The following is a 24,059-nucleotide window of genomic DNA, read 5'->3' on the forward strand; positions in this document are numbered from 1 at the left end:
TTTGGCTTCATCGCCCGCCATGGCCGCTCGGCGGCCCAGTTCGGGAGAGCAAACAAACGTCTTGCGTCATGGTTCCGAACGGCGACGGTTCAGCGTGTTCGCCCGAGGCTTGCGTCGAGCCAATCGGCAAGATCCGCCGGCGCGCCAAGGCGATACATCGCCTCCGTCGGGCCGGGCCGATCTTGATCCCGAAGCCGCCCAGAGCCTGCACGGCGCGAAACCCGTCCTCGTCGGTCGCATCGTCGCCGATCATGACGGGGACGCGGCCCGCAAAGGGAGGCTGCGCGAGAAAGCCGTGCAGAGCCGCACCCTTGTCCACGCCGGGCAGCGCGGCTTCGCTGACCATCTTCCTATGCATCACCCACAGCCCATGCGTCGCCGCCGCCGCCTCGACTGCCGCCATGCAGGCCGCCGCGTGCCACCGACCCGGGCTTGCGTTCGATCAACAGCCCGAACCCGCGCGCGAGCGCTTTGAATTCCCCGAACGCCCCGGACAGCCCACGACACTCTCTCACCGGTTCCATATCGGGCCGGCGCTCACCGGGCCGCAGCACTTCGAGCCCATGCGAGCCGGACAGCGCCAACGAAACCCCGCACGGCCGTCCTGCGAGATCATCCAGCGCGCCCCGAGAGCACGGCCACTGCCCCATCGGTGGAGCTGAAGAGGCGGGCGGCGAGGCCTGCCATTTATTCGGTGATCCGAACATTTTCGGGGTGCTCCTCGAGCGGCGCGAGAGTGCCATCGAAATCGAGGAAGACGGCGCTGCGTTGCCAGTCGGGCATCGTTGGCGCTGTCAGGGGATCTTTGCGGATCGTAGAAAGGTCCATGTCCACCTGCTCCCGGGTTGTACGGCGCGTGGTTGCATCAGTTAGGGATTCAACAACCGGCCCAGCTCGATGTTCCCGGCAAAACGGGCAAACGCAGAGGATAGGAAGCCGGAATAAGGAACCCCGCCGGAACCGCGCAACGGCTCACGACAGGGCAACGTCGGCCCGACATGCCGGGCCGGGCCGCGACGCCGCTCAGGCGCTTTTGGTCGCGCCAAGCTTGTCGGCCTTGACCGCACCGCGCTGCCCCATGGGCTCGTCCGGTCCGACCGTGGTGTCCGCGGCGGTCTGCGCCTCGAGTTCGGCGTTCAGCTCTGCGCCCATGAGCACGATGAACGCCGAGAGCCACAGCCACATCAGCAGCACGATCACGCCGGCGAGCGTCCCGAAGGTCTCGTTGTAAGAGGCGAAATTCCCGACATAGAAGGCAAAGCCCGCCGAGGCCACCACCCAGATCACGCAGGCCACCAGCGCGCCGATACTGATCCATCGCCACTCGGGTGAATCCCGGCAGGGCCCGAAATGGTAGAGCGCGGCAAGGCCCACGATCGCCAGCCCGGCCAGAAGACCCGCAAGAAGGATCGTTGCCAGGGTCTGCACCACGATCCCCGCCGGCAGGATCGCCAGGATGACCGGCAGAACGACCGCCGCCCCCAGCCCGGCCAGCGCAAACACGAGGAAAAGCAGGGTGAAGGCGAAGGTGACCAACTTGAGCCGGATAAAGCCTCGCGTCTCCTGTTCGTCATACGCGACGTTCAGCCCTTCGATCACGCTGGCGACCCCTTTCGACGCCGAATAGAACGCCAGCAGCAGGCCGACGACCGCGGTCAACCCGAGCCCGCCGCCCTCGCTGCCCGCCACGGCGGAGGCCTGGTCGGTCACGATGGTCACGACATCCTCGGGCAGCAGCCCGGACAGCCGGTCGACCTGTTCGACGACGGTGCCCGGCTCGACCAGAAGGCCGCTGATCGCAACCAGAGCAGTGATCGCCGGAAACAGGGCCAAAAGCCCGTAAAACGCGATCCCGGCGGCCACCAGGCTCACACGGTCGGCCGCGATCTCGTCCTTGACGCGAAAGGCGACATCCTTCCATCCGGTGGCGGGGATCTGAAACGGGGTTTGGGCTGAGCGTCCGCGAGCCATGAAATCATCCTGTCCTGGGGTGGTGCGAAGGCCCGCATGGGCCCTCGCACCCGTGTTTCAGCTGTCAGAGGTTCCGAGCTCGCGCTTTTCGGCCTCGTGCCTGGCCGTATCGGCGACGCGGTCGGCGGCGGAGCGGACCTTGTCGGCCGCCGCTTCGGCTGCGGTCCGGTCGCCCGGTGCCATGTCATCGGCCTCCGACTTCGTCTCGCTTGCGATGTCCTTGACTTCGTCGCTCACCGCTTTCGTGACCTCGGCGGCCTTGCGCTTCTCTTCCTCGAAGATCCGCTCGGCCTCGTCGAAGAGATCGTCGCTCTGCTGACCCATCAGGTCGTCCTCGACCTGGGTGCGCGGCAGTGCTCCGCCCAGGGCCGCACCGACCGCAAGTGCCAGTGCCCCCACGACCAGCGGTTGCTGGTCATAGAAGTCCTGCGCCGTCTCGATCCCGCGCTCTGCGTTCGCCGAGGCGCGGCGGCGCATCTCAAGCGCCTTCTCGCGCGCCGCGATCACGCGGGCGCGGCCTTCTTCGGACAGATGTTCCGTGCCGTCGGCGATGCGCTGGCGAGCCGCCTCGAGCCGGTCGGATGCGGAAGACCGCGCGCTGTCGACCCGGTCGCGCACATGCGCGCCGGTCTCGGCCAGCCCGGATTTCGCGTCGGCCGCCGCCTTCGACACCCCGCCCGAGACGCGGCTGGTCGTATCGGCGATCCCGTCCGAGACATGACCGGCCTTCTCGGACACCCGTTCGCCCACCGAACGGTGGTCACGATCGTCGTCCTCCATCGCCCAGGCCGGTCCGCCAACCGGGCTGCCGTAAACCGGCCCTGCCGGAGGTGTATAAGCCTGCCCGCGTGCAAGCCGATAGCGGCGATATTCCTCCTCGGCGCGTGAATATCCCGACGGGCTCGGGTCGGGACGGTCCGACTTGCCCATCATCAGCCAGGCCAGGCCGATGCCGGTCAGGGCCAGCGGCACGGGGTTCGACTTGACCTGATCGGCAACGGCCCGGCCAACATCTCCACCGTGTTCGCGGAACTGAAGCCCGATTTCGCGAAAGATGCCATCCATCGAGAACCGCTCCTGCAGGTTCTCCACATCGGCGTTCAGGCGGGCGCGGCGGTCTTCGATCTCGCGCTCGATTTCGGCAGCGGATCTGGTGTCATTTGTCATTGTAAGCCTCCTTCACGGCTTCTGCGTCGCGCTGGACGTTCTTCATCGTCCGCGTCGGTGCCAGGCTTGTAAGTTTGAGGTCGTTCAGTCCCTTGCTCATCATCGCATAGGCAACGATCGCCAGGATCACCCCGACGATCAGCGCCGACCAGCCGGCATCGAGCCCGGCTTCGGTCAGCGCCGCCACCAAGGCGGCGACCAGCGTGTTGAGCGTGACCATGACGACGATGGCGGCGCCGGCGATCATGCCGAGCGCAACGCCGGCGCGGTTCAGGTTCTCGCTCACCTCGGCGCGCGCCAGGTCGATCTCGTTGCGCAGGAGCGCACTGACGTTCTCCAGCGCATCGGCCACCAGGCTGCTTGCGCTTTTGGGTTGCTCGGTCATGACAGGCCTCCCCGGGACGGATCCATGTTGGCGTTCGGCGCAACGGTGGTGCCCCCGGCGGTCGGTGTGGCCGGTGTGGGCGGCGTGGACGGTGCGGTCATTCCCCGGGTCGGGTCCATGTTCGAATTCGGCGCAACCGAGGTCCCGCCACCGGCCGCACTGGACGGTGCCGATGTGCTGTCGGTCCCGTGGCCGCGGCGCGAGGCGGTCGCGAAGCGGGACGCGGCGAAGCCGGTCAGGACGGCGCCACCCAGGAAGGCGATCGGATTGCGGCGGGCAAAGCCGTTCAGCTCGTGCATGATCTGGCCGAGGTCCTTGTCGCGCAGCGCGTCCGAGGCATCGGCAAGGCTCTCTGCCACCTGGCCAAAGGTCCGCTCCTGGGGCGATCCGTTGCGCATTTCCTCTGCCGCCTTGCGCAGGCCCGATGCAACGTCCGAGACCTCTGCGGCCACGCTCGACTTGGCGGAATCGGCGCGCCGGGCGGCCTCTTCTCCCACGCTGTCGGCGGCGTCGCGGGCGGCATCCTTGGCACTCTCGGCAAGATCGGCCGCCTGTGCCCTGGCCTGGTCCGCCATGGGCTCGCGATTGCCGGGGTGATCAGGTGTTGGATTGGTCATGTGAAACTCTCCCCTTACTCAGAAAACAAGGCCGAGGATCGCCAGAACGACGACGACGACCCCGATGATGTAGAAGACACTGTGCATTGCTCGGTCCTTCTGTGGCCTGACGCGCTAGCTTCGCGGTCGGTGTGAGCCCTGAACAAGGCTCCGGCCCGATATGTTCCAGGCAATTTCCGCCAAGACCCGACGCCGTGGTCGCACGCCCCGGGTTCCGTTTGCGCCGGGGGCGGCGGAACCCTGCCAGCCTTCAGACGGGTTCGACCCGATCAGGAACGTTGCCGCGTCCGACCTGTTGGGAGGGGAGGACAAGGAGAACCCTCATGACAATGACGACTTACCCCGCACCCCCGTTCGACGAACAATCACAGGAACTACCCGGCAGCAGCGACCGCATGACCCCGCGTCCCGACCACGGCGAGGACAGTTACCGTGGGTCCGGCCGGCTGTCCGGCATGGCCGCGCTGATCACCGGCGCAGACAGCGGCATCGGCCGCGCCATAGCCCTTGCCTATGCCCGCGAGGGTGCCGATGTCGCGATCTCCTATCTCTGCGAGGACGACGAGGCCGCGTGCACCCGCGATCTGGTCGAAGAGGCAGGTCAGCGCGCGCTGCTCCTGGGCGGCGACATCCAGTCGGCCGAGCATTGCCGCGACATCGTGAGCCGGGCCCACGAACACTTTGGGAGGCTGGACATCCTGGTCAACAATGCGGCCCACCAAATGCATTTCGACCGGTTCGAGGACATCCCCGACGAAGAATGGGACATGACCTTCCGCACCAACATCCACGCGATGTTCTACCTGTCGAAGGCCGCCGTGCCGCTGATGGAGACAGGCGGTTCGATCATCAACACGGCCTCGGTGAATTCCGACATGCCGAACCCGGGGCTGCTGGCCTATGCCTGCACCAAGGGCGCGATCCAGAATTTCTCGGCCGGGCTGGCGCAATCTCTCGGGCCGCGCGGCATCCGGGTAAACTGCGTCGCCCCGGGGCCGGTCTGGACACCGCTCATCCCGGCCACCCTGCCCGAGGAGTCCGTGGCCGATTTCGGCGCCAATTACCCCATGGGCCGCCCGGCCCAGCCCGCCGAGCTCGCCTCCGCCTACGTGATGCTGGCCGATCCCGCCTCGAGCTATACCTCCGGCGCGACCGTCGCCGTGACCGGCGGCAAACCGATCATCTGAGGATCTTAGACGGCGCGGAAGCTCCAGGTTCTCGCGCCGCCCGTCCATGGCCAAGGGAGCCCTGTCCGATGTCACTGGCAAAGCGTGAGGCCGAACTCCTGCATGCCATTACCCACCGCGGCACTGTTCCGGACCCGCCGGAATGGTGGCGCGGCGCGGTGTTCTACGAGGTGTATACCCACTCCTTCAATGACACGACGGGTAACGGGATCGGCGATATTCCCGGGGTTATCGCCAGGCTCGACTACATCCGGGATCTGGGCGTCGACGGGCTATGGCTCACGCCGTTCTATGCGTCGCCACAGGTCGACAACGGCTATGACATCAGCGACTTCCGTGCGGTCGATCCCGATTTCGGCACGATCGGGGATGTCCGGCGGCTGATCGCAGAAGCCCATGATCGGGGGCTGAAGATCATGTTCGACTTCGTGCTCGGGCATACCTCGGACGCGCATCTCTGGTTCCGCGAAAGCGCATCATCCCGGGACAACGACCGGGCCGACTGGTATGTCTGGGCCGATCCCTCCCCGGATGGCCGGCCGCCGAACAACTGGATGAGCTCGTTCGGCGGCAGCGCCTGGCGATGGGAGCCGCGGCGCGCGCAATATTGCTACCATCCCTTCCTCGATTGCCAGCCGGCGCTGAACCTTGCCAATCCCGAGGTGCTGGCCGCGATGGAGGACAACCTGCGCTTCTGGCTGGACATGGGGCTCGACGGGTTTCGCCTGGATGCCGTGCAATGCCTGTCCTACGACACCGCCCTGCGATCGAACCCGCCTGCGCGCGAGGGCGACAATCCCTCGGTGGCCGGTGGGCCCAACAATCCCTTCAAGAGCCAGATCCACCTCTTCGACCGCGACATGACCGATGCCATCCCGATCCTGAACCGGATCCGCGCTGTCGCCGATGAATACGAGCCCCAGCGCGTCCTGATCGGAGAGCTCGCGGATGTCGACAGTTCGCGACTGGCCTCCAAGTACACCGTCGGCAATGACAGGCTGCACGTGGTCTATGATTTCGATCTCATCCACCGCGCCGACAACATACGCGACTGGACCGATATGCTGGCGTTGCGGTCGGAATACACCATGCCGGGAGCGGGTCTGAATGTGTTCACCAACCACGATTCCCCGCGTGCGGTGAGCAATCTTATGGCCGAAGCCTGCGATGCCGGCCGCGCGCCCGACGCCGCCAGGTTACTTCTGTTCCTGCAATGCACGCTGATGGGCGGCGCGATCCTGTTTCAGGGCGAGGAACTGGGGCTGGAACAGCCCGAAATTCCGAAGGAAGAGATCAAGGACCCCTGGGCGCTGGCGCTCTGGCCGGATTTCGAAGGCCGCGACGGGGTGCGCTGCCCCATACCTTGGGACCGCGATGCCCCGAATTGCGGTTTCTCCGACGCGACGGCGCCATGGCACCGGGTGCCGGAGGCCCATGCCGCCGCTGCCGTCAATGTGCAGGAGGCCGACCCCGGCTCCGTGCTCGCCTACACCCGCCGCCTCCTGCGCTGGCGGCGCGACATGCCCCTGCTGAGAACCGCGTCCGAACGGGTGCTGCATGATATGCCCGAGCAGGTGATCGCATATGAACGGGTCACCGAGGACGAGGTCTTGCTCTGCGCCGCCAATGTGGGACTGGACGAGGTGGACATCGCCCTGCCCCGGTCCAGTCTCTGTCCCGCATTCACCCTGTCCGAAACGGCGCTCGAGAACGAGCGACTCACGCTCGGTCCGCTTGCCGCCATAGCCCTGACCAATTAGGAGGATCTGCCATGACCGATGTCACCACCGCGCCCCGCCCTGCCCCCGACGCCGCTCCGGAACCCACGGAACGCTGGTGGCATCGCGCCACCGGCTATCAGGTCTACCCACGCAGCTTCGCCGACAGCGACGGCGACGGAATGGGCGACATACCCGGCATCATCTCGCGCCTGGGGCATCTGTCGGATCTCGGCATCGGCTTCATCTGGCTGTCGCCGGTCTATGCCTCGCCAATGATCGACAACGGCTACGATATATCGGACTACCGCGACATCGCGCCGGAATTCGGCACGCTCGATGACATGGACCAACTGATCGCCAGCGCGCGTGAACGCGGTATCGGAATCGTCATGGATCTCGTGGTCAACCATTCGTCCGCGCTCCACGACTGGTTCAAGGCGGCCCGCGCTTCGCGCGACTGCCCAGAGCACGGCTACTACATCTGGCGCGACCCGGCGGCGGACGGCGGCCCGCCCGACGACGCCCGCGCCGCCTTCGGCGGTCCGGCCTGGACCTTCGTTCCCGAAGTCGGGCAGTACTATTTCCACTATTTCAGCCCGGCCCAGCCCGATCTGAACTGGCAGAACCGGGCCCTGCGGGCCGAGATCTACGAGATGATGCGCTGGTGGCTCGACCGCGGCATCGCCGGTTTCCGGATGGATGTCATCAGTCTGATCGGCAAGGACGTCGATGCGCGGATATACGAGGAAGGTCCCGATCTGCACCGTTTCCTGCAGGAGATGCACCGCGAGGTCCTGTCGGGGCGCGACGTGCTGACCATCGGTGAAAGCTGGTCGGTCTCGACCGAAACCGGGCTGCTCTATTGCGGCCGCGACCGGGACGAACTCGATATGGTGTTCGAGTTCAGCCACATCCGCGAGGGCTGGCATCCAGAGCTGGGCAAGTTCGCGCCGAAGCCCTTCGACCTGGTGGCCTTCAAGCGGGCGCTCTTCGCCTGGCAGGATCTGACCTCCGAAGACGGCTGGCACGCGCTCTTCCTGTCCAATCACGACCTGCCCCGGCAGGTTTCGTTCTACGCCGATGACGGCGCGCATCGTTGCGTCGCGGCCAAGACGCTGGCCACGGTCCTGCACCTGCTCAAGGGCACGCCTTTTGTCTATCAGGGCGAGGAGATCGGCATGACCAATGCGCGCTTCGAGCGCATCGACCAGTACCGCGACCTGGAAACGCTGAACCATTTCGAAGAACAGATCGCGCAAGGGGTCGAGCCCGAGGTCTTCCTCGCCGGTGCCAACCGCAACAGCCGCGATCATTCCCGCACTCCGATGCAGTGGAGCGCGGCGCCGCAAGGCGGGTTCACCACCGGCACGCCCTGGATCGAGACCAATCCGAATTTCACCGAGATCAATGTCGAGGCCGATCTAGCGCATCCGGAAAGCATCTTCGCGCATTATCGTCGGCTGATCAGGCTGCGACAGGAGAACGAAATTGTGGCCTTCGGCCAAACCACGCAGCTCATGCCCGACGATCCCGAGATCCTCGCATTCGAACGCCGGCTGGGCGGCGACAGGATCGTCGTCTTCGCCAACTTCTCCGACCGGGTGCAGACGCGCGCCCTGCCCGCAGAGCTGACAGGCCCGGTGCACTGCCTGGCCTGGACCCACGCCGAACGCGAAGCTCTGGCGGGCGATCTGGTGCTTGCCCCGTTCGAAAGCATCGCCTGCCGACCTGCCGCGGCCTGACCGCGGCAGGAGGGGGGCGGCCCGGTTTCAGCCGGGCACACCGGCCACGCCGCACAGAGCGGTCGTTTCGGTCCGCGGATCGTCCGTTCTGGGCAGGACGCTCATCGTCGCGTCGGTTTCCAGGATCACCCAGCGGACCTGATCCAGCGCCGTGAATCCGTTCTCGCGCACCGCCGCCAGCACTTCGGCCGTGCTGACCCTTTCGCGCCGCAGGCTCTCGTGCAGGAATTCGCCGTCCTGCACCAGCAGCGCCGGCTCGGCCTTCACCAGCCGGCCGGTCGGCGGATACCAGACGATCATTTTCGTCACCATCCATTGCAGCCCCAGCAGCAGACCCACTGCCAGAAAGACCTCGAGGATGGTCACATCCTTCAGCACGATGCCCGAGGCCGTGATCGAGCCCATGGCCACGGTCACCACCCAGTCGAAATTGTTCATCTGCGAGGTCGATCGCTTGCCGGCCAGCCGGATGGCACAGATGATGCCCAGATAGATGATGGGCGCGGAAATGGCGACACGGAGAAGCTCCGTGCCGCCGTCGAAGAAGATCGGTTCACCGAAGATCATGTCACCGGTGATCCCGAAGTCCGTGATACGGTTTCATCCAGCCTTCTCCTCTCAGTTCGTGTTGACGGGCGCGCGGTCCCAGAACCGCAGCGCGCGGCAGGTTTCGATGAAGGCTTCCGCATCGGCCTTATCCGACAGCATCACCACGCCGTCGTCCAGCTTCCCGGCAATGCCCACCGTCTCGAAGAGCGGCTGCACGGCCTCGGTATGGGCGATGAACTTGGCATGGGCGAAAGCGTCGCTGACGAAATCCTGCGCGGTCTTGTCCTCGCTCAGCGTCTTGCCCGCCTTGTCGTCGAGGATGATCGCCACGGCATCGTAGAGCACCGACGGGCCGCCATCGATCTTCTGCTGCGCCTCCAGCCGCTCGCCATCCGAAAGCTCGGCTCCGGCGACATGGGGCGCCACGATCTCGACCATCGCGCCTTCGGCCTTCGCCGCCTCCATCATCGCATTGACAAGATCGGCATCCGAGCCGTCGGCCACGAAAAGCCCCAGCTTGCGCCCCCTGAAGCTGCCCGGCGCGTTGCGGACGATGCTCAATGCGGGGGACTCCGGCAGATCGGTCACCGGCGCCTTCGCCGGCTCGGCCTTGTCGGGCATCTCGGGCAGACCGATCCCTTCCGCGACCGCCTCGGCCAGCCCTTCGTCGATCAGGCGCAGGTGCCCGACCATGCGTTCGCGGATGTCCATCCGCCCGACTTTCGACAGCTCGAAGGTCAGCGCGTCGGCCATGTGCTTCTGCTCCACCGGCGCCTGGCTGATGTAGAACTGCCGCGCCTGGCTGTAGTGATCGGCAAAGCTCTCGGGCCGGATCCGTCCCTTGTTTCCCTCCATCGGCTCGGGGTAGCTCCGGAAACCCTGCGCAGGGTTCTCGCGGGGGCCGCCGTCTTCGCCCCAGCTGTTGGGCTCGTAATTGGCGCGGCCCTTGGGATTGTGCATCGCCATGTGGCCGTCCTGCTGGAAGTGATGGAACGGACAGCGCGGCGCGTTGATCGGGATATGGGTGAAGTTCGGTCCGCCCAGGCGCTTGGTCTGGGTGTCGAGATACGAAAAATTCCGCCCCTGCAGCAGCGGATCGTTGGTGAAATCGATCCCCGGCACGATGTTCTGGGTGCAAAAGGCGACCTGCTCGGTCTCGGCAAAGAAGTTGTCGACGTTGTTGTCGAGAACCATGCGGCCGATGATCCGGATCGGCACCTCTTCCTCGGGGATGAGCTTTGTCGCATCGAGCACGTCGAAGGCGAAGCTGTCGGCGAACTCCTGGTCGAAGACCTGCACGCCCAGCTCCCATTCGGGATAATCGCCGCTGTCGATCGCCGCCCAGAGATCGCGGCGGTGGAAATCGGGATCTGCGCCGTTGATCTTGAGCGCCTCGTTCCAGACCACCGACTGCATCCCGAGCTTCGGTTTCCAGTGGAATTTCACGAAGGTCGATGCGCCGTCTGCATTGACCAGCCGGAAGGTATGCACGCCGAAGCCTTCCATCATCCGGAACGAGCGCGGGATCGCCCGGTCGGACATGATCCACATGATCATGTGCATCGATTCCGGCGTGAGCGAGGCGAAGTCCCAGAAGTTGTCATGCGCCGTCTGGGCCTGGGGAAAGGCGCGGTCGGGGGCGGGCTTGGCGGCGTGGATCAGGTCGGGGAACTTGATCGCATCCTGGATGAAGAAGACCGGAATGTTGTTGCCGACCAGGTCCCAGTTGCCCTGCTGGGTATAGAATTTGACCGCAAAGCCGCGCACATCGCGCGCCAGATCCGGCGAGCCCTCGTTGCCCGCCACGGTCGAGAAGCGGACAAAGACGGGCGTCTTCTTGCCCTTGCGCTGGAAGAGATCTGCGGCCGTAAGTTCCGGAATGGAGTCGATCACCTCGAAATACCCATGGGCGCCATAGCCCCGGGCATGAACCACCCGCTCGGGGATGCGTTCGTGGTCGAAATGGAAGATCTTCTCGCGCATCACGTGATCTTCCAGCAGCACGGGCCCACGCGGCCCGGCCTTCAGCGAATTCTGGTCGTCCGCGATGGGCGCGCCCTGCGCCGTGGTCATGGTCTGCTCGGTGTCGTCCGTGGTCTGGTGGGTCTCGCCACCGTTGCTCCTGGTCTGGTCCGTCATTTTGTCACCTTCTCGACTGGATGGGAGGTTGGAGGCCCCTGCCTCATTCGGCCGCCGGCAGGCGGGCATCGGGCAGGGAGGTTGCATGCGGGGCCGCACGGGATGGCAGGCTGCCCAGCATCTTCGACAGGGCCTTCGGCCGTTTCGCCGCGGACATGGCCGCCAGCGCGGTGTTGACGCGGCGCAATCGGGTCAGCTCCGGCGGCAGATCGCAGGGCCGCAGCCGCTGGCCCGGCGCGACCGGAGCGCCAAAGCGGAACGGTTCGCCGCGCCGCAGCGCCCTGTCGGCGCGCTGCATCAGGCAGGTGGCGCGGGATATGCTCTCATCGACCGGCGACGCAGGATCGGCCAGCACGCGCGCCAGGGCATCGGCCATGCCGCCCACCGCGCGGCCCTGCAGCCGGCACGACGCGGTCACGCTCACATCCGGCGCAAAGACCACCGGGCGCCCGGCCATGCGCAGCCTCAGCACGATGTCGCGATCCTCGCCGCAGGTCATGTCGGCAAATCCGCTGATGGCCTCGAACGCCGCGCGCCGGAACGCAAGGCTCGCGCCCGGTGCCTGCCCGTGATGCGGCCAGGGATTGAACGGATCCGGGCTGATCAGGCTTTCGAATTCCAGCGAGGCGCGCAGATACTCGTATTCCGCCGCAGACCGCTCAGGGCAGAACTGCGGGAGCCTGTCGAACTCCTCGGCATCGGGGATGACATGGCCACAGACCGCCTCGGCCCGGCGCAGATGCGCGAGGCTGTTGGCGACCCAGTCTCCAGAGACCACACAATCGGCATCCGTGGTCAGCAGGCTGCACGCCTCCGGCATGACCCCCGCCACCGCGCCCATGCCGAAGTTGCGCGCCAGGGCGGCATTGCCACGGCCGCCGAATTCCACCTCGAGCACGCAGAGCGGCAGCGCCATTGCGCGCGCGGTCTCGAGCGCGACCGCCGCCGTCGCATCCCGGCAGTCATTCGCAACAACGATGACGCCAAAGCGCTCGGAGGGCGCCTGCCTCGCCAGCGCGCGCAGGCAGCGCGCGATCCGGCGCTCCTCGTTCAGCGCCGGGATCACCACGGCGGCGGTTGCACCCGAAGTGGCGCCGGAAACAGTGACGCGCCGCAGCCTGGTCGGACGCGGCATGGTCAAGCAGAGGATGGCCAGCGCGGCCTTGTCGAGCGTCGGGAACGTCATGCGGCGGTGTCTCCTGAATGAAGGGGTTGGAACCGGTCGATGCGGTAGTGGCGGGTGGCGCGGCTCAGGGTGACGGCAAAGCGCGGCGCGAGGCAGCGCGCGAAGATATCCGCCGCCTCGCCGCCCTGGAGCGCGTTGCCGCTGGGTCCCAGGTAGTTGACGGAGAGGATCTCGGCCCCTGGCCAGGTGCAGGCGATCTGATTGGCCAACGCGGTTATGCCGGCCCGATCCAGAAAATAGAGGACCTCTGACACCACGATGAGATCGAAGCGACCGGCGGGCAGAGGGCCGGGAAGCCAGGCGCGGTGGAATTCGCCCCGAGGGACCACCGCCCGCGCCTCGGTCACCGCGCGGTCCACGGCGTCGAGACCGACATAGCGACCGGCCAGCGGACTGAGCCGCCGCGCCAGTTCGCCGTTGCCGCAGCCGAGTTCCAGGATCGCGCGATAGCTGTCGCGCGCCAAAGCCGCCCGGGTGGCATCGAACCTGGCCTGCTCGTAGCCACTGGTCCGGAAATGCCAGGGATCGCCGGTCTGGGCATAGAGGCCCTGGAGATGGGCCAGATCGACGCCACTCATCCGCGCACCTCCCGAAAACGTTCAGGGGACCGCGCGAAGAAATCGGTGAAGTCGGCGGTCATGATGAACCCCTCCGGATCGTCCTGCACCACCAGCCCCAGCTGGCTGCGATGGGCTGCGATGGCGGCGGCCTTGCGCGCCTGCCATGGCGCGGTGTCCAGGTGCAGCTCGGCCGGAGTTTCTGGCCATGACCGGTGCCAGCGGGACCAGACGGAATAATCGTAGAGCCGCAATCCGGGGCACATGGCATGGACAGCGCGGGCCAGCTTGGCCACGGCGACGTGATCCTTGTGCGGATCCTCTGGCGCTGGCGCGATCAGCGTGCCAAAACCGCCCGTCCGGCAGAGCGCCGCGATGCGCCCGGCGGCATCGGTCAACTCGGCGCCATCGACCGGCGCATGGCAATCCCGATACCGCAGGAATGTCACCGCCTCGGGGCCACCGCCCAGTATCCGGACCGCCTCATGCAGTTCGGCCTCGCGCCGCGCTGCCAGCCGGTCGCCCGGCCACATGCGCGAATTGGGGTGCGAGAACCGCCCGTCGGTCACACAGACCACATGCGCGCCCAAGCTGTCGAACGCGGCCGACAACAGAGCGCCGCAGCCGAGGCTTTCGTCATCGGGATGGGGCGCCAGCACCATCACCGGACGGTCCTGCAGGATCCGTCCGACACTCTCGCGCGTCTTCATTTCATCCATGCCAGAGCTCCAGCAGATCGTGCTGGGCACAGAAGGCGGTTCGCCCTGCCCTCTGGGCAAAGGCATCGCGTGCGACCTGCCGCATGTAGACCGCGAGATCCCGCGCGATCCGGCCGGTGTCGCTGACTTCATCGAAATGCTGCAGCCCGATCCCACGCTCGATGGCGGCTATGGCGGCCTGTCCGATCTCTTCGGTCTCCAGCCGCGCCAGGATCGACAGCGCAACCGCCCGCCCCGGATCCACGATCCCGTCCGAGCTGACGGCAACCTCCGCCGCTCGCTCGACCAGCCCGACCCCGGCGAGCGCACGCTGCAGGATCCCGGTCAACCGTGCGATCTGGGCATCGGACTCCAGCCGGTCGAGTTGCCGCAGCCGCTGCCGCGCCGCCTCCAGCAGGCCGAAGGTCCCGCCCAGCTGGATTGCGGCAATCCGCCAGACGCCGGTGACGAACCCGGGCTCGGAATGGTAATCTCCCGGCGCCCCGAACAGCTGAAACGCCGTGCGGTCCAGACCGGACAGATCGAAATTGCCCGAAACGCTGGCGCGCATTCCCGTCATCGACCACCCGGCCAGGTCCTGCCGGTCAGGCGCATCGGCGTCCACCAGGGCAAGGCGCACATCGGCACCCGTTCCCAGCGTGACGATCGCGCGCGTCACATGGCCCAGCCCCGAGGCGAAGCGCTTGCCGCCGGTCAGGCTGCGCCCGTCGGCTGCGAGCCGCGCGGGCTTGTCCCCATCGGCGCCCCAGACCCCGAACAGCGCGCCGGCGTCGATCTCGGCAGCCACGCGCCGCTGCAGGTCGGCATTGCCGAAGCGATGCACCAGGTCCACCGCGTTGACATGGCCCTCGTAGAGCCGCGCCACCGACATGTTTGCCTGCGCGAGCAGCATCAGGCAGCGCACTGCCCCGGCGGTGTTGGCGCGGCCTTGCACCTGCGATGCTGCTCTCAGCAGCCCGGACTGCCTCAGCAGCGCGACCGAAGCGCCGATATCCATCCGCGCGCGGTCCTCAGCCCGGGCGTTGCGCGAAAGCGCGACGAGCATGTCCTTCGACAGCCCTTGCACCGGGGTTGCGGTGCGTGGCGGCACCTGGGTGCGGACCGTCATGGTCGTGTCAGGCAACATGGGCGTCTCCTTCCTGGCGGGATGCGGTTGTGGGCTTCGGCCACTCTTTGTCGTCATGGTGGGCGCAGCTCAGCCGCCGGTCCCAGCTCTGTCGAACAATGCTCAAGCGGAACTGTTCCCGCCCCCGCACCTCGGGGCGTATCTCGCGCCATTTACGGATCCGTCCGGCCACGGCCTCGACATCCCCGCAATCCATGCACTGCCCGCCCGAGGACACCACTTCGTCATTGGCGCCCAGCCCAGCATGGACCAGCGCAGGCGTGCCCACCGCATTGGCCTCCGCGATCACCAGGCCAAAGGTCTCGGCGAATTCGGTCTGCGGGTAGAACAGGCACAGCGCGCCCCGCATCCGGTCCACGAGATCGGGATGCCTGAGCGTGCCCAGCACCCGCACGCCGTCGGGCACGCGGCCGGTATCCCATCTCTGGTAGCCCGGATCGGCGACCTCCAGCACCAGCTCGGGCATCGCCTGGCGCAACCGGGCGAAGCTCTCGTAGACCTGCCGGAGGCCCTTGTGGGGCGCGCTGGCGAAGAGCAGGCGATTGCGGTCCACCGGTGTCGCGTCGGGTTGCAGATCGTCCGCGATCGGGTTGTGGATGTACCCGATATCGGGCAGCGCGGCGCACGTGGTGCTCAGAAACCCCGTCAGCCGCATGGCATGGGCGCGCGAGACACAGACCACCTCGATCCCCGCGGCCGCCAAGGCCGGTCCCATCTTGCGGTTGTGGCGTCCCGGATAATTGTGCAGCCATAGGATGATCCGGCGCTGCGGCAACCGCTTGCGGAGCTTGATCGCCACCTTCCAGGCGTTGATCACGATAAGCGCGTCGCAATCGTCAAGCCGGACGTCCGCCAGGTGCGGCAGAGGCAGGTACCGTACCATCCGGTCCTGCTCTGCCTGGCCACGACCCGCCTGGTAAAGGGTGAAGGCGCAGCTGTCGGCCAGCGCCCCGACCACGCGAAGCACGGTCGACTCGGTGCCGCCAAGCGGATCGCGCCCAAGCGACGCCAACGTATAACCTGCGGGGCAGCAGGGATCGACCAGTATCACCCGGGTCATGCCGTTTCACCGATCTCAGCGGTGCCTGCCCGGTCTGCGGCTCTGGCGGGACCAAGCCGGCGCACCCACATATCAACCCGGTCGCGCGTCCCCTTGGTCATCAGCGCCCCGGACCGGGCGAGCAGGGCCGGATTGCTGACGAAACCGATGCTGACCCCCGAGAGATCCACCGGCACCGGCGGCACCTCGCCCGACGCACGCCAGCGCGCGACGCTGTCCCAGACGGCCTGACGGTCGGCCTTGCGGCGGGCGCTGTCGTAATCCGATGCCGCGGACTGGGTCAGAGAATCCGGCGTCTCGATCTTGGTCAGCAGGGGCTCCGGGATGACCCAGACCACCTCGCCCGCCATGATCAGCCGGTTGCGGAATTCGCGATCCTCTTCGATGCAATCGGAAAACCCGCCCAGGCGGGCGAAGACCGACACGCGGAAGAGCCCCGAGTTCACATGGGTCCAGTCGCCCGGCACAGTCGAGCCCATCTGCAGGTTGGGAAAGAAATCGTCGACCAGCGACAGGCTGCGCGAGATCTCCACGCGACGGCCATCCGGCAGAAGCAGCTCGTGATGGGTGAGCACGCAGCCCATATCCACCCGCGATCCCGGCTCCCGCCCTGCCGAGCCCCAGTTCAAGCAGGCGTCAGCATGGATCGCGGGCTGGGCCATCACCCGCGCCTGGCGCAGGACCTTGTCGCGGTGCGGCAAATCGTCGGAATCGTGGAAGGTGCAGGCATCGGCGGCGGTCAGCGCAAGGCCCACGTTCTTGGCCTGCGCCGTGCCCGCGTTTTCGGCCAGCTGAATGTACTGGAACCGCGGATCGGGGAACCAGGACGAAAGCCGGTCTCGCGTGGCGTCGGTCGATCCGTCGTCGACCACGGTGACCACCAGATTGCGATAGCTCTGCCCGAGCGCCGCCTCGACGGCCTGACCGATCAGATGCGCGCGGTTGAATGTCGGAATGACGATATTGACCAGCGGTTCCATTAGGCGGTTCCCTCCCTCTGAGATGTCAACGAGATGCGATAGGCTTTGATGTCTGCAGCAGCGGCGAGGCCCAACGGCAGGAGGCTCATAAGGGCAAGACATCCCAGCCCCGGAAGAAGGCCCGGACCCTGGCCCCACAAGAGCGGCACGGCGGCGGCGGCAAAGAGCAGCGCATGATCGCAAAGCCCGCCTGCGAAGCCAGCGCGGGCTGCGATCTTCGGGGTCACCACGAAGCGGATGTGCCGAGACAGCGCGCCCTCGACGGCTCCGCGCGCCGACACGGGCACCAGGGCCAGCCGCGTCGTCACCGCACGGGCGGCATCGCCAAATGACCACCGTTCACGCAACGCCGCACCGACGACACTTGTGACCGAAGTCGTGAAGACCAGCAGGATCGTCAGCGAGGACAGGCCCTCGAGCATCGGACGCAGCGCAGTGCCCGGAACGGCGAGGGCAGGGCCGTATTTCGAGCCCAGCAGCGAGGCGGCCGGAACCAGCGCTGCATTGGGCCAGGCCAACAGCTGCGACAGGATCAGCAGCCGCTGCCGCGACCGTGTTCCGCGCCATGCCGGCAGGGCATCGCGCCGGTGATGATGAAGCAGCGTCCGAAGATTGCCGGCGGTCCAGCGCAAGCGCTGTTTCGCCAACGCGTCGAAGGTCAGCGGCATCATCCCCCTGCCGACCACGTCCTCGACATAACGCCCGCTGTATCCCGCCAGGCAAAGCCGCAGACCCAGCTCGGCATCCTCGGTCACCGTGGCGCCCGACCAGCCACCGACCCGGGCCAGCGCCGTCCGGTCGATGACGCTCAGCGTCCCGGTCAGCAGAACGGCTTCGTCGCGGCTGGCGCGGCGGGCGTAGGTCTTGAAGTAATCCGCCAATTCCAGGTCGAGCCCGCCGCCCGCGGGCGCAGGTCGGGCATAGGCCTGCGGAAACTGCACGTAATCATGGCGCCCGCCCTCCAGCGCACATTCCGCGCGCTGGAGGAAATCCGGTTCGACCACGTAATCGGCATCAATGGTGACCACATGGGTGGCATGCGCCGCCGTCCGTTCCAGCGCGATGTTGAGCGCCCCGGCCTTCGCACCGTCCACCTGGTCAAAATGGTAGAAACTGACCAGCCGCATATTCGCCGTCCGATCCCGAACCGGCTGCCAGAGTGCCGGATCGGAGGTATTGTTGTCGATGACGATGATCTCGAAGCGGTCGGCGGGATAGACTTGGCCGCAGAGCGCTCCGATGGTGCGCAGCACCACATCGGGCGGCTCGTTCCGAATGGCCAGGTGCACCGAGAAGACCGACCGCCCGCCACGCCCGCCAACCCGCTCCGTCGGACGGCCCGATCGCAAGCGGGCAGTCAGCCGGATCAGCGCCGACATCATCTGCAGCGCTGCAGCCAGGAGGACGGCTGGGAGAGCAAGCGCCGGAAAGACCAGCGCGGAGAGAAAGACCAGGACGAACAGGCCCGACGACCGGCTCATCGTACCGTCCGCCAAAAGAACGCGCGGCAGAACACCGAAACGGCGGAATGGCCGGCATGACTGCAAAAACACATCGCAACATTTCCTGAAGGGGGACGCGCCAGAACGGATCTTGCTCCGGCTGTCGGTTGGGAATTGCAGCCTCAAACAGCGCTTGCGAAGAAATGTTCCGGCAAAAAAGCCGGCCGGCCTGCGGAAACTTTCCCGCGCCATTCGCGTTTTCGGTGCACCGTGTCCGGTACAAGAACATGGCTGACGAGGAGGTACTTCGATGGCGTCGAGAGCGATTTGGAAAGGCCAGCTGCGGCTTTCGCTCGTGTCGATCCCGATCGAGATCCATTCGGCCCGCAATTCAGGCTCTCGCGTCTCCTTTCGCCAGATCCATGGCCCCTCGGGCGAGCCAGTCCGCTACCAGAAGACCGTTCAGGGCGTCGGTCCGGTCGAAAATGACGATATCCTGAAGGGCTACGAGACCGATGACGGCGAATACATCCTGCTTGAGCCTGATGAGATCGACGCAATCCGACTGGAAACCAAGAAGACCCTCGAATTGGTTCAGTTCGTCGATACCAACGAAATCGCACCGATCTGGTTCGACCGGCCCTATTACGTCGTCCCCACCGATGAGCTAGCCGAGGATGCCTACCGCGTCGTTCGCGACGCGCTGCGTAAATCCGGCAAGGCCGGTCTCGGCCAGTTGACCATGCGCGGCAAGGAATACCTCTGCGCACTGCGGCCCTGCGGCGATGGCATCCTTCTGGAAACCCTGCACTACGAGCAGGACATACGCGACGCTGACCCGCTATTTTCCAGTATCGAGGATGCCGCTTCGGACGACGAACTCCTCGAGGTCGCAACCCAGCTGATCGAGAAGAAATCCGCGCCCTTCGATGCCGGCGCCTTCGAAGATCATTACGCCGCCGCGCTGCGCGATCTGATCGACGCCGAGATGAAATCGAAGAAAACCCCGCGCGCCAGGGCCGGCGACACGGACGGCGCCGAGGCCGGGAATGTCGTCGATCTGATGGATGCGCTCAAGAAGAGCCTGAAGCAGGGCAAGCAGGGGTCCGGCCGCAGCCGGAAGAAGGCGTCATGAGCACGCTCGACCGCTACCGCGAGAAGCGCGATTTCAGCGTCACGCCGGAGCCGCGCGCCGAGCTGGTCGAGGCCGGGGGCGACCGATTGTCTTTCGTTGTCCAGAAGCACGACGCGCGGCGGCTGCATTTCGATTTCCGGCTGGAATGGGACGGCGTGCTGCTGTCCTGGGCCGTGACTCGCGGCCCCTCGGCCGATCCCTCCGAGAAACGCCTGGCCGTCAGGACCGAGGATCACCCGGTGGCATATGGCGATTTCGAAGGGACGATCCCCGAGGGCGAATACGGTGGCGGCACGGTGATGCTCTGGGACAGCGGCTGGTGGGAGCCGCTGCATGATCCGGCGCAGGGCCTGAAAGAGGGCAAGCTGCATTTCCGCCTGCACGGCGCGCGGATGAAGGGCGGCTGGGTCCTGGTACGGATGCGCGCCAGGAAGGGCGAGAAACGCGACAACTGGCTCTTGATCAAGGAGCGCGACGATTTCGCAGGACGCAGCGCCGACGCGCTGATCAACCGGCACCGCACCAGCGTCAGCACCGGGCGCGCGATGCGGGCCATCGCCGCCGACAAGCCCGCCGCCGATCCGGCCGACCATGGCAAGCCACGCCCGCGCTTTCACAAGGTGCAACTGGCCACGCTGAAGAATGCCCCGCCCGGCGGCGAAGGCTGGCAGCACGAGGCCAAGTTCGACGGCTATCGCTGCCTGATCGCGCTCGGCAAAGGCGGCGCACGGCTCTACACCCGCAACGGCAAGGACTGGACCGACCGCTTCGGAGCCCTCTGCGCTTCGGTCACCGCCCTGCCCTGCGATGCCGCCCTGATCGACAGCGAGGTGATCGCGGGCGGCGGCGGTGGCGATTTCTCATCCCTCCAAAAGGCGCTGAAATCCGGTGGTCCGCTGACCTGCTACGCCTTCGACCTGCTGCATCTCGACGGCAAGGACCTGACCCTCCAGCCGCTCTCGGACCGGCGCGCCGCGCTCGAACGCCTGTTCTCCGGTCTGCCTCCGCGCGGCCCCCTGCGCCTGAGCCCGGTGATCGAAGGCGAGGGTGCGGCCGCGCTTGATGCAATCTGCCAGGCCGGGGGCGAAGGGTTGATCTCCAAGCGCCGCGATGCACACTACCGCTCCGGTCGCAGCAGCGATTGGATCAAGTCCAAGTGCATCCGCAGGGCCGAGTTCTTCATCGCCGGCCGGGCACCTTCGGACAAGCGCGGTCGCCCCTTTGCCTCGTTGCTTCTGGGCAGCCACGAGGCCGGGCGGCTGGTCTATCGCGGCCGCGTGGGCACCGGATTCGACGCGGACGACTTTGCCGAACTCAACGCGGCGCTCGACAGCATCACCCGCAAGACACCGCCCTTCGACGGCGATCTGCCCCCTGAAGCCGATGGCGCACAATGGGTGACGCCTAAGCTGGTGGCCGAGGTCGAGTACACCGAGTTCACCGCCGAGGGCCGCATCCGCCACGGGGTCTACAAGGGCCTGCGCCAGGACAAGGAGGCATCCAACGTGAGTGCGAAGGCGGAAGCCGAGATCGACAGCGATGCGACGATCGGCGGGGTGAAGGTTTCGAGCAGCGACCGTGTGGTCTTTCCCGATGCGGGGCTGACCAAGGGCGACGTGGCGCGGTACTACGAGGTGGTGGCGGACAGGATGCTGACCCATGTCGCTGACCGGCCGCTGTCGCTCCTGCGCTGTCCCGATGGCATTTCCGGCGACTGTTTCTTCCAGAAGCACGCGGGCAAGGGCTTTCCGGACGGGATCAGATCCATTCCGATCGAGGAAAAGGACGGCGGTACCGAGGATTACATGTATGTCTCGACCCCCGGCGGCCTGATCGGCGCGGCACAGATGAGCACGATCGAGTTCCACATCTGGGGTGCAGCGCGCGACAGGCTCGACCGGCCCGACCGCATGGTCTTCGACCTCGATCCGGACGAAGGGCTGGACTTTGCCGACGTGAAGCGGGCCGCCGGAGAGGTCCGGGCCGCGCTCGATGCCTGCGGGCTCGCCTCTGTGCCGATGGTCACCGGGGGCAAGGGCGTGCACGTGATCGTGCCTTTGCGTCGGATCTCGGAATGGGACAGCGTTACCTACTTCTCACGCGTGCTTGCCACCATTTTCGCCACGCGCGATCCGGCCCGCTACACTGCCACCATGTCGAAAGCCAAACGCAAGGGACGGATCTTCATCGATTGGCTCCGCAATGAACGCGGCGCGACGGCGGTAGCGCCCTATTCCCTGCGGGCCCGCGGCGGCGCCGCGGTGGCCCTGCCGCTCACTTGGGACGAGCTGGGAGATCTCGAGCGGCCCGACACCTTCCATCCCGCCGATGTCGAAGCCCGGCTGGACCGACCCTGCCCGCTCGACCAGGTCGAACCGCGGGGCATCGGCAAAGGTGCCGTAAGAGCGCTCGAAGACTTGTCCAAATCCTGACCGGTCCGCCCCACGACGTCCGCCGTGGTTGCCTTGCGCGTCCCGGGGGCCTTACCGCTTGATGCAGTGGTCTTGCGGAACAGTTGAAGCCGCAGAGCACCTGCAGCGCCAAGAGATCAGAGTCAGCGCGTCCCTAACAGCAACAACGCGACCTTGCGCCCTTCCCAGTCGCTGCGCAGAGCCATTCCCAGATGCGTTGTCTCCCCGTCGAGAAGGCTTACCCGGCGACCATGTGCCTCCAGCCAGTCGCCGAGAAACGCCCGGACATCGCCCGCTGTCGCGACCGTGCCGCAGCCGCCGCATTCACTGACAAGTGCCTGCAACCGACCGAACTCGCGCAGTTCCTGCGGAAATGTCCCGAATGGATCGAGGCTTTCGATCCGCATTCCGCCAAGATCCGCAGGCAACGCCTCCATGGCCGCCTCGGTAAGGGCGGGGCTCCTGTTGACGGGCGCTACACCTGCGCGGGTTCGTTCTGCGTTCAGCACCTCTTGCGCGATGTCACTGGCACCTCCGGCTTCGATTTCCGTGCCATCCCGGCCTCGGGAATTGCCGGGTCCGGCGAACGTCTGGACGGCGTAGATGCGCCCGTCCAACGCAACGGCGCCGAAACCGAACCGCGCCAGCCCCTCGCTCAGGATGTTGGCCCGGTGCCCGGGGCTGTCCATCCAGCCCTCATGGAATGTCGCCACCCGTTCGCGGTCGAGCGCACCGCAGTTCCTACATCTCGCGATGTTCTCGGCGACGCGTTCCCACTCCCCTCCCCCGGCATCGAGGAACCTGTCGCGCGGGCCATCCCCCTGGGGCGTGGTGTGGGAGTAATAGCCGCGCTTCAGCATGTCTTCAGCGTGTTTCTGCGCCGCCTCGTCAAGGCTGGCCCCCGGCTCGAGGGGTGGTAGCCCTTCGTCGGTTCGGGACTGGTTGACGTGCTGCAGGGCTGCATCGCGCAGGGCAGCCCTATCCTCGGCACGGGCCATCTGGCTGCCAATGAGCAGCAAAAATCCGAGAAGGAGAGCAAGGGCAGCCCCGTTTGGCAGTCGCAAGGTCTGCGCCGTCGTGTTCCAGCTGGCAATACGATTCCGTGCCAAGGCCGTCTGGCCGCCAGTTCCCGAAACCCGCAACGGATTGCACCACATCTGCTTTTCCATTTTGTCCTCCATGCGCAAACTCTCGAAGGCCGGAACAGAACGACGGCACCATTGTTCCAGCCCCGGCGGCAGCATTGACAGATGTGAAATGGTCCATGCCGCCGGTGTCTTCGGCGCGACTGTCTGCGGTCCAGCACCAGTCTGCCTACCTCTCGCGCGAGCACCACTTCCTCGCGAATGTGCCACGGCAATCCTCGATCAGCGCCCCTCTGCAGTCGTCACAGCATGGGTCCGGAAGTGCCAATAGGGGAAGAAGACGCGGGCGGGCCGAGTGGATGGTTTATAGCCATGAACGCGTCAGCCCTACTGAACCTTTCGCCTCGACGCCGCTTTTTCGACCATGAGGGTTGCGCAAACAGGCTCTGCCGTCCTGAAATGATCTCATCCAAAGCAAGCACAGGGTACGCGCAATGGCGGCTCCCCACGTGCTAAATACGAGAATCCAGATCCCGTTCAGAAACCCCCGATGATGTCGGAACCGGCGCAGTTCACCGGTCTTGGCAAAAAGGTCATGGCGTTGTTGGGCCGATGCCAGGGATGGTTGTCATCAGCTGGTAGTCCGGCAGCCCGGAGAGCAGCTCCACCGCCCGCGCGTGACATCCAGTCCGAAATCCCGCGACCATTCATGTGACATGCCTCCGGCCCGCCATCAGCCACTTCTCTCGTCGGGGTGCCAGGTAGCTGAGCTCAGGGACGTTCCGCACCAATCATGTCTCTTCTTATTTTCTGGTCCAACGGCTCTCGGCGCGAAGGTTGTGCATGGTCCGCGAAACCAGATGCAGGTGCGGTTTGCTCC

General features: G+C 66.2%; 20 protein-coding genes and 2 pseudogenes. 5 read left to right on the top strand and 17 right to left on the bottom strand.

Features of this window, described 5'->3' with window-relative positions:
* Nucleotides 1–7: 7 nt before the first annotated feature.
* The 6 genes and pseudogenes from ATO3_RS24815 to ATO3_RS24835 form a co-directional block, all read right to left on the bottom strand.
* A pseudogene (locus ATO3_RS24815) lies at nucleotides 8–415 on the bottom strand (trehalose-phosphatase); the annotation flags it as partial.
* Between the two features lie 272 nt (nucleotides 416–687).
* Nucleotides 688–828 carry a hypothetical protein gene (locus ATO3_RS28910; RefSeq protein WP_158218066.1) on the bottom strand — a complete coding sequence of 47 codons (141 nt, stop codon included), beginning with the start codon at nucleotides 826–828 and terminating at the stop codon, nucleotides 688–690.
* Between the two features lie 195 nt (nucleotides 829–1,023).
* Entirely contained in the window at nucleotides 1,024–1,971 is a 948-nt protein-coding gene (locus ATO3_RS24820) for a YihY/virulence factor BrkB family protein (protein ID WP_088652566.1), read from the bottom strand.
* A gap of 57 nt (nucleotides 1,972–2,028) precedes the next feature.
* Nucleotides 2,029–3,138 carry a DUF3618 domain-containing protein gene (locus ATO3_RS24825; RefSeq protein WP_088652567.1) on the bottom strand — a complete coding sequence of 370 codons (1,110 nt, stop codon included), beginning with the start codon at nucleotides 3,136–3,138 and terminating at the stop codon, nucleotides 2,029–2,031.
* Entirely contained in the window at nucleotides 3,128–3,523 is a 396-nt protein-coding gene (locus tag ATO3_RS24830) for a phage holin family protein (protein ID WP_088652568.1), read from the bottom strand. The genes ATO3_RS24825 and ATO3_RS24830 overlap by 11 nt, the downstream gene beginning before the upstream one ends.
* Nucleotides 3,520–4,140, bottom strand: a complete 621-nt coding sequence (locus ATO3_RS24835) for a hypothetical protein (RefSeq protein WP_143747383.1) — start codon at nucleotides 4,138–4,140, stop codon at nucleotides 3,520–3,522. The genes ATO3_RS24830 and ATO3_RS24835 overlap by 4 nt, the downstream gene beginning before the upstream one ends.
* Nucleotides 4,141–4,469: 329 nt before the next feature.
* Between ATO3_RS24835 and ATO3_RS24840 the strand changes: the two genes are divergently transcribed.
* From ATO3_RS24840 to ATO3_RS24850, 3 genes are all read left to right on the top strand, one after another.
* A complete protein-coding gene (locus ATO3_RS24840) occupies nucleotides 4,470–5,327 on the top strand; it encodes an SDR family oxidoreductase (protein ID WP_088652596.1) in 858 nt (285 codons plus the stop codon).
* Nucleotides 5,328–5,395: 68 nt separating this feature from the next.
* Nucleotides 5,396–7,087, top strand: coding sequence for an alpha-amylase family glycosyl hydrolase (locus ATO3_RS24845; RefSeq protein ID WP_088652570.1), 1,692 nt, complete (start codon nucleotides 5,396–5,398; stop codon nucleotides 7,085–7,087).
* Nucleotides 7,088–7,098: 11 nt separating this feature from the next.
* The gene (locus ATO3_RS24850; protein ID WP_088652571.1) at nucleotides 7,099–8,790 is read left to right on the top strand and encodes a glycoside hydrolase family 13 protein; all 1,692 of its coding nucleotides are present in this window, start codon (nucleotides 7,099–7,101) and stop codon (nucleotides 8,788–8,790) included.
* A 27-nt stretch (nucleotides 8,791–8,817) separates the two neighbouring features.
* On the opposite strand, the gene ATO3_RS24855 is transcribed toward ATO3_RS24850, so the two are convergent.
* The 9 genes from ATO3_RS24855 to ATO3_RS24890 are packed head-to-tail and all read right to left on the bottom strand — an operon-like array spanning nucleotide 8,818 to nucleotide 18,587.
* On the bottom strand, nucleotides 8,818–9,357 hold the full coding sequence (locus ATO3_RS24855; RefSeq protein WP_088652572.1) for a DUF421 domain-containing protein: 540 nt from the start codon (nucleotides 9,355–9,357) through the stop codon (nucleotides 8,818–8,820).
* A gap of 51 nt (nucleotides 9,358–9,408) precedes the next feature.
* Complete coding sequence (locus tag ATO3_RS24860) at nucleotides 9,409–11,478, bottom strand: catalase (RefSeq protein WP_088652573.1); 2,070 nt, start codon at nucleotides 11,476–11,478, stop codon at nucleotides 9,409–9,411.
* A 43-nt stretch (nucleotides 11,479–11,521) separates the two neighbouring features.
* A complete protein-coding gene (locus ATO3_RS24865; RefSeq protein ID WP_088652574.1) occupies nucleotides 11,522–12,664 on the bottom strand; it encodes a glycosyltransferase in 1,143 nt (380 codons plus the stop codon).
* A complete protein-coding gene (locus ATO3_RS24870; protein ID WP_088652575.1) occupies nucleotides 12,661–13,242 on the bottom strand; it encodes a class I SAM-dependent methyltransferase in 582 nt (193 codons plus the stop codon). The genes ATO3_RS24865 and ATO3_RS24870 overlap by 4 nt, the downstream gene beginning before the upstream one ends.
* Nucleotides 13,239–13,940, bottom strand: coding sequence for a PIG-L deacetylase family protein (locus ATO3_RS24875; RefSeq protein ID WP_158218067.1), 702 nt, complete (start codon nucleotides 13,938–13,940; stop codon nucleotides 13,239–13,241). The genes ATO3_RS24870 and ATO3_RS24875 overlap by 4 nt, the downstream gene beginning before the upstream one ends.
* Nucleotides 13,933–15,066 carry an acyl-CoA dehydrogenase family protein gene (locus tag ATO3_RS28915; protein WP_158218068.1) on the bottom strand — a complete coding sequence of 378 codons (1,134 nt, stop codon included), beginning with the start codon at nucleotides 15,064–15,066 and terminating at the stop codon, nucleotides 13,933–13,935. The genes ATO3_RS24875 and ATO3_RS28915 overlap by 8 nt, the downstream gene beginning before the upstream one ends.
* On the bottom strand, nucleotides 15,056–16,126 hold the full coding sequence (locus ATO3_RS24880; protein ID WP_088652577.1) for a glycosyltransferase family 4 protein: 1,071 nt from the start codon (nucleotides 16,124–16,126) through the stop codon (nucleotides 15,056–15,058). Before ATO3_RS24880 ends, ATO3_RS28915 begins: the two co-directional genes overlap by 11 nt.
* Complete coding sequence (locus ATO3_RS24885) at nucleotides 16,123–17,106, bottom strand: glycosyltransferase family 2 protein (protein ID WP_158218069.1); 984 nt, start codon at nucleotides 17,104–17,106, stop codon at nucleotides 16,123–16,125. Before ATO3_RS24885 ends, ATO3_RS24880 begins: the two co-directional genes overlap by 4 nt.
* The gene (locus tag ATO3_RS24890; RefSeq protein ID WP_158218070.1) at nucleotides 17,106–18,587 is read right to left on the bottom strand and encodes a glycosyltransferase family 2 protein; all 1,482 of its coding nucleotides are present in this window, start codon (nucleotides 18,585–18,587) and stop codon (nucleotides 17,106–17,108) included. The genes ATO3_RS24885 and ATO3_RS24890 overlap by 1 nt, the downstream gene beginning before the upstream one ends.
* Before the next feature lie 271 nt (nucleotides 18,588–18,858).
* Between ATO3_RS24890 and ku the strand changes: the two genes are divergently transcribed.
* Together ku and ligD are read left to right on the top strand one after the other, a co-directional pair.
* Complete coding sequence (gene ku / locus ATO3_RS24895; protein WP_088652580.1) at nucleotides 18,859–19,683, top strand: non-homologous end joining protein Ku; 825 nt, start codon at nucleotides 18,859–18,861, stop codon at nucleotides 19,681–19,683.
* Nucleotides 19,680–22,115 (top strand): DNA ligase D, encoded by a 2,436-nt coding sequence (gene ligD, locus ATO3_RS24900; protein WP_088652581.1) that lies wholly within the window; start codon nucleotides 19,680–19,682, stop codon nucleotides 22,113–22,115. The genes ku and ligD overlap by 4 nt, the downstream gene beginning before the upstream one ends.
* A 122-nt stretch (nucleotides 22,116–22,237) precedes the next feature.
* On the opposite strand, the gene ATO3_RS24905 is transcribed toward ligD, so the two are convergent.
* Entirely contained in the window at nucleotides 22,238–23,275 is a 1,038-nt protein-coding gene (locus tag ATO3_RS24905) for a CAP domain-containing protein (RefSeq protein ID WP_158218071.1), read from the bottom strand.
* 442 nt (nucleotides 23,276–23,717) lie between these two features.
* Nucleotides 23,718–23,856 (bottom strand): annotated as a pseudogene (locus ATO3_RS29645) (transposase); the annotation flags it as partial.
* Nucleotides 23,857–24,059 lie beyond the last annotated feature (203 nt).

This window comes from Marinibacterium profundimaris, from assembly GCF_002210095.1.
Classification (GTDB): domain Bacteria; phylum Pseudomonadota; class Alphaproteobacteria; order Rhodobacterales; family Rhodobacteraceae; genus Marinibacterium; species Marinibacterium profundimaris.

What these genes read in the sequence shown, in the direction of transcription:
- ATO3_RS28910 (WP_158218066.1), bottom strand. Translation starts at nt 828, where the DNA reads ATGGACCTTTCTACGATCCGCAAAGATCCCCTGACAGCGCCAACGATG.
- ATO3_RS24820 (WP_088652566.1), bottom strand. Translation starts at nt 1,971, where the DNA reads ATGGCTCGCGGACGCTCAGCCCAAACCCCGTTTCAGATCCCCGCCACC.
- ATO3_RS24825 (WP_088652567.1), bottom strand. Translation starts at nt 3,138, where the DNA reads ATGACAAATGACACCAGATCCGCTGCCGAAATCGAGCGCGAGATCGAA.
- ATO3_RS24830 (WP_088652568.1), bottom strand. Translation starts at nt 3,523, where the DNA reads ATGACCGAGCAACCCAAAAGCGCAAGCAGCCTGGTGGCCGATGCGCTG.
- ATO3_RS24835 (WP_143747383.1), bottom strand. Translation starts at nt 4,140, where the DNA reads ATGACCAATCCAACACCTGATCACCCCGGCAATCGCGAGCCCATGGCG.
- ATO3_RS24840 (WP_088652596.1), top strand. Translation starts at nt 4,470, where the DNA reads ATGACGACTTACCCCGCACCCCCGTTCGACGAACAATCACAGGAACTA.
- ATO3_RS24845 (WP_088652570.1), top strand. Translation starts at nt 5,396, where the DNA reads ATGTCACTGGCAAAGCGTGAGGCCGAACTCCTGCATGCCATTACCCAC.
- ATO3_RS24850 (WP_088652571.1), top strand. Translation starts at nt 7,099, where the DNA reads ATGACCGATGTCACCACCGCGCCCCGCCCTGCCCCCGACGCCGCTCCG.
- ATO3_RS24855 (WP_088652572.1), bottom strand. Translation starts at nt 9,357, where the DNA reads ATGATCTTCGGTGAACCGATCTTCTTCGACGGCGGCACGGAGCTTCTC.
- ATO3_RS24860 (WP_088652573.1), bottom strand. Translation starts at nt 11,478, where the DNA reads ATGACGGACCAGACCAGGAGCAACGGTGGCGAGACCCACCAGACCACG.
- ATO3_RS24865 (WP_088652574.1), bottom strand. Translation starts at nt 12,664, where the DNA reads ATGACGTTCCCGACGCTCGACAAGGCCGCGCTGGCCATCCTCTGCTTG.
- ATO3_RS24870 (WP_088652575.1), bottom strand. Translation starts at nt 13,242, where the DNA reads ATGAGTGGCGTCGATCTGGCCCATCTCCAGGGCCTCTATGCCCAGACC.
- ATO3_RS24875 (WP_158218067.1), bottom strand. Translation starts at nt 13,940, where the DNA reads ATGGATGAAATGAAGACGCGCGAGAGTGTCGGACGGATCCTGCAGGAC.
- ATO3_RS28915 (WP_158218068.1), bottom strand. Translation starts at nt 15,066, where the DNA reads ATGTTGCCTGACACGACCATGACGGTCCGCACCCAGGTGCCGCCACGC.
- ATO3_RS24880 (WP_088652577.1), bottom strand. Translation starts at nt 16,126, where the DNA reads ATGACCCGGGTGATACTGGTCGATCCCTGCTGCCCCGCAGGTTATACG.
- ATO3_RS24885 (WP_158218069.1), bottom strand. Translation starts at nt 17,106, where the DNA reads ATGGAACCGCTGGTCAATATCGTCATTCCGACATTCAACCGCGCGCAT.
- ATO3_RS24890 (WP_158218070.1), bottom strand. Translation starts at nt 18,587, where the DNA reads ATGAGCCGGTCGTCGGGCCTGTTCGTCCTGGTCTTTCTCTCCGCGCTG.
- ku (WP_088652580.1), top strand. Translation starts at nt 18,859, where the DNA reads ATGGCGTCGAGAGCGATTTGGAAAGGCCAGCTGCGGCTTTCGCTCGTG.
- ligD (WP_088652581.1), top strand. Translation starts at nt 19,680, where the DNA reads ATGAGCACGCTCGACCGCTACCGCGAGAAGCGCGATTTCAGCGTCACG.
- ATO3_RS24905 (WP_158218071.1), bottom strand. Translation starts at nt 23,275, where the DNA reads ATGGAGGACAAAATGGAAAAGCAGATGTGGTGCAATCCGTTGCGGGTT.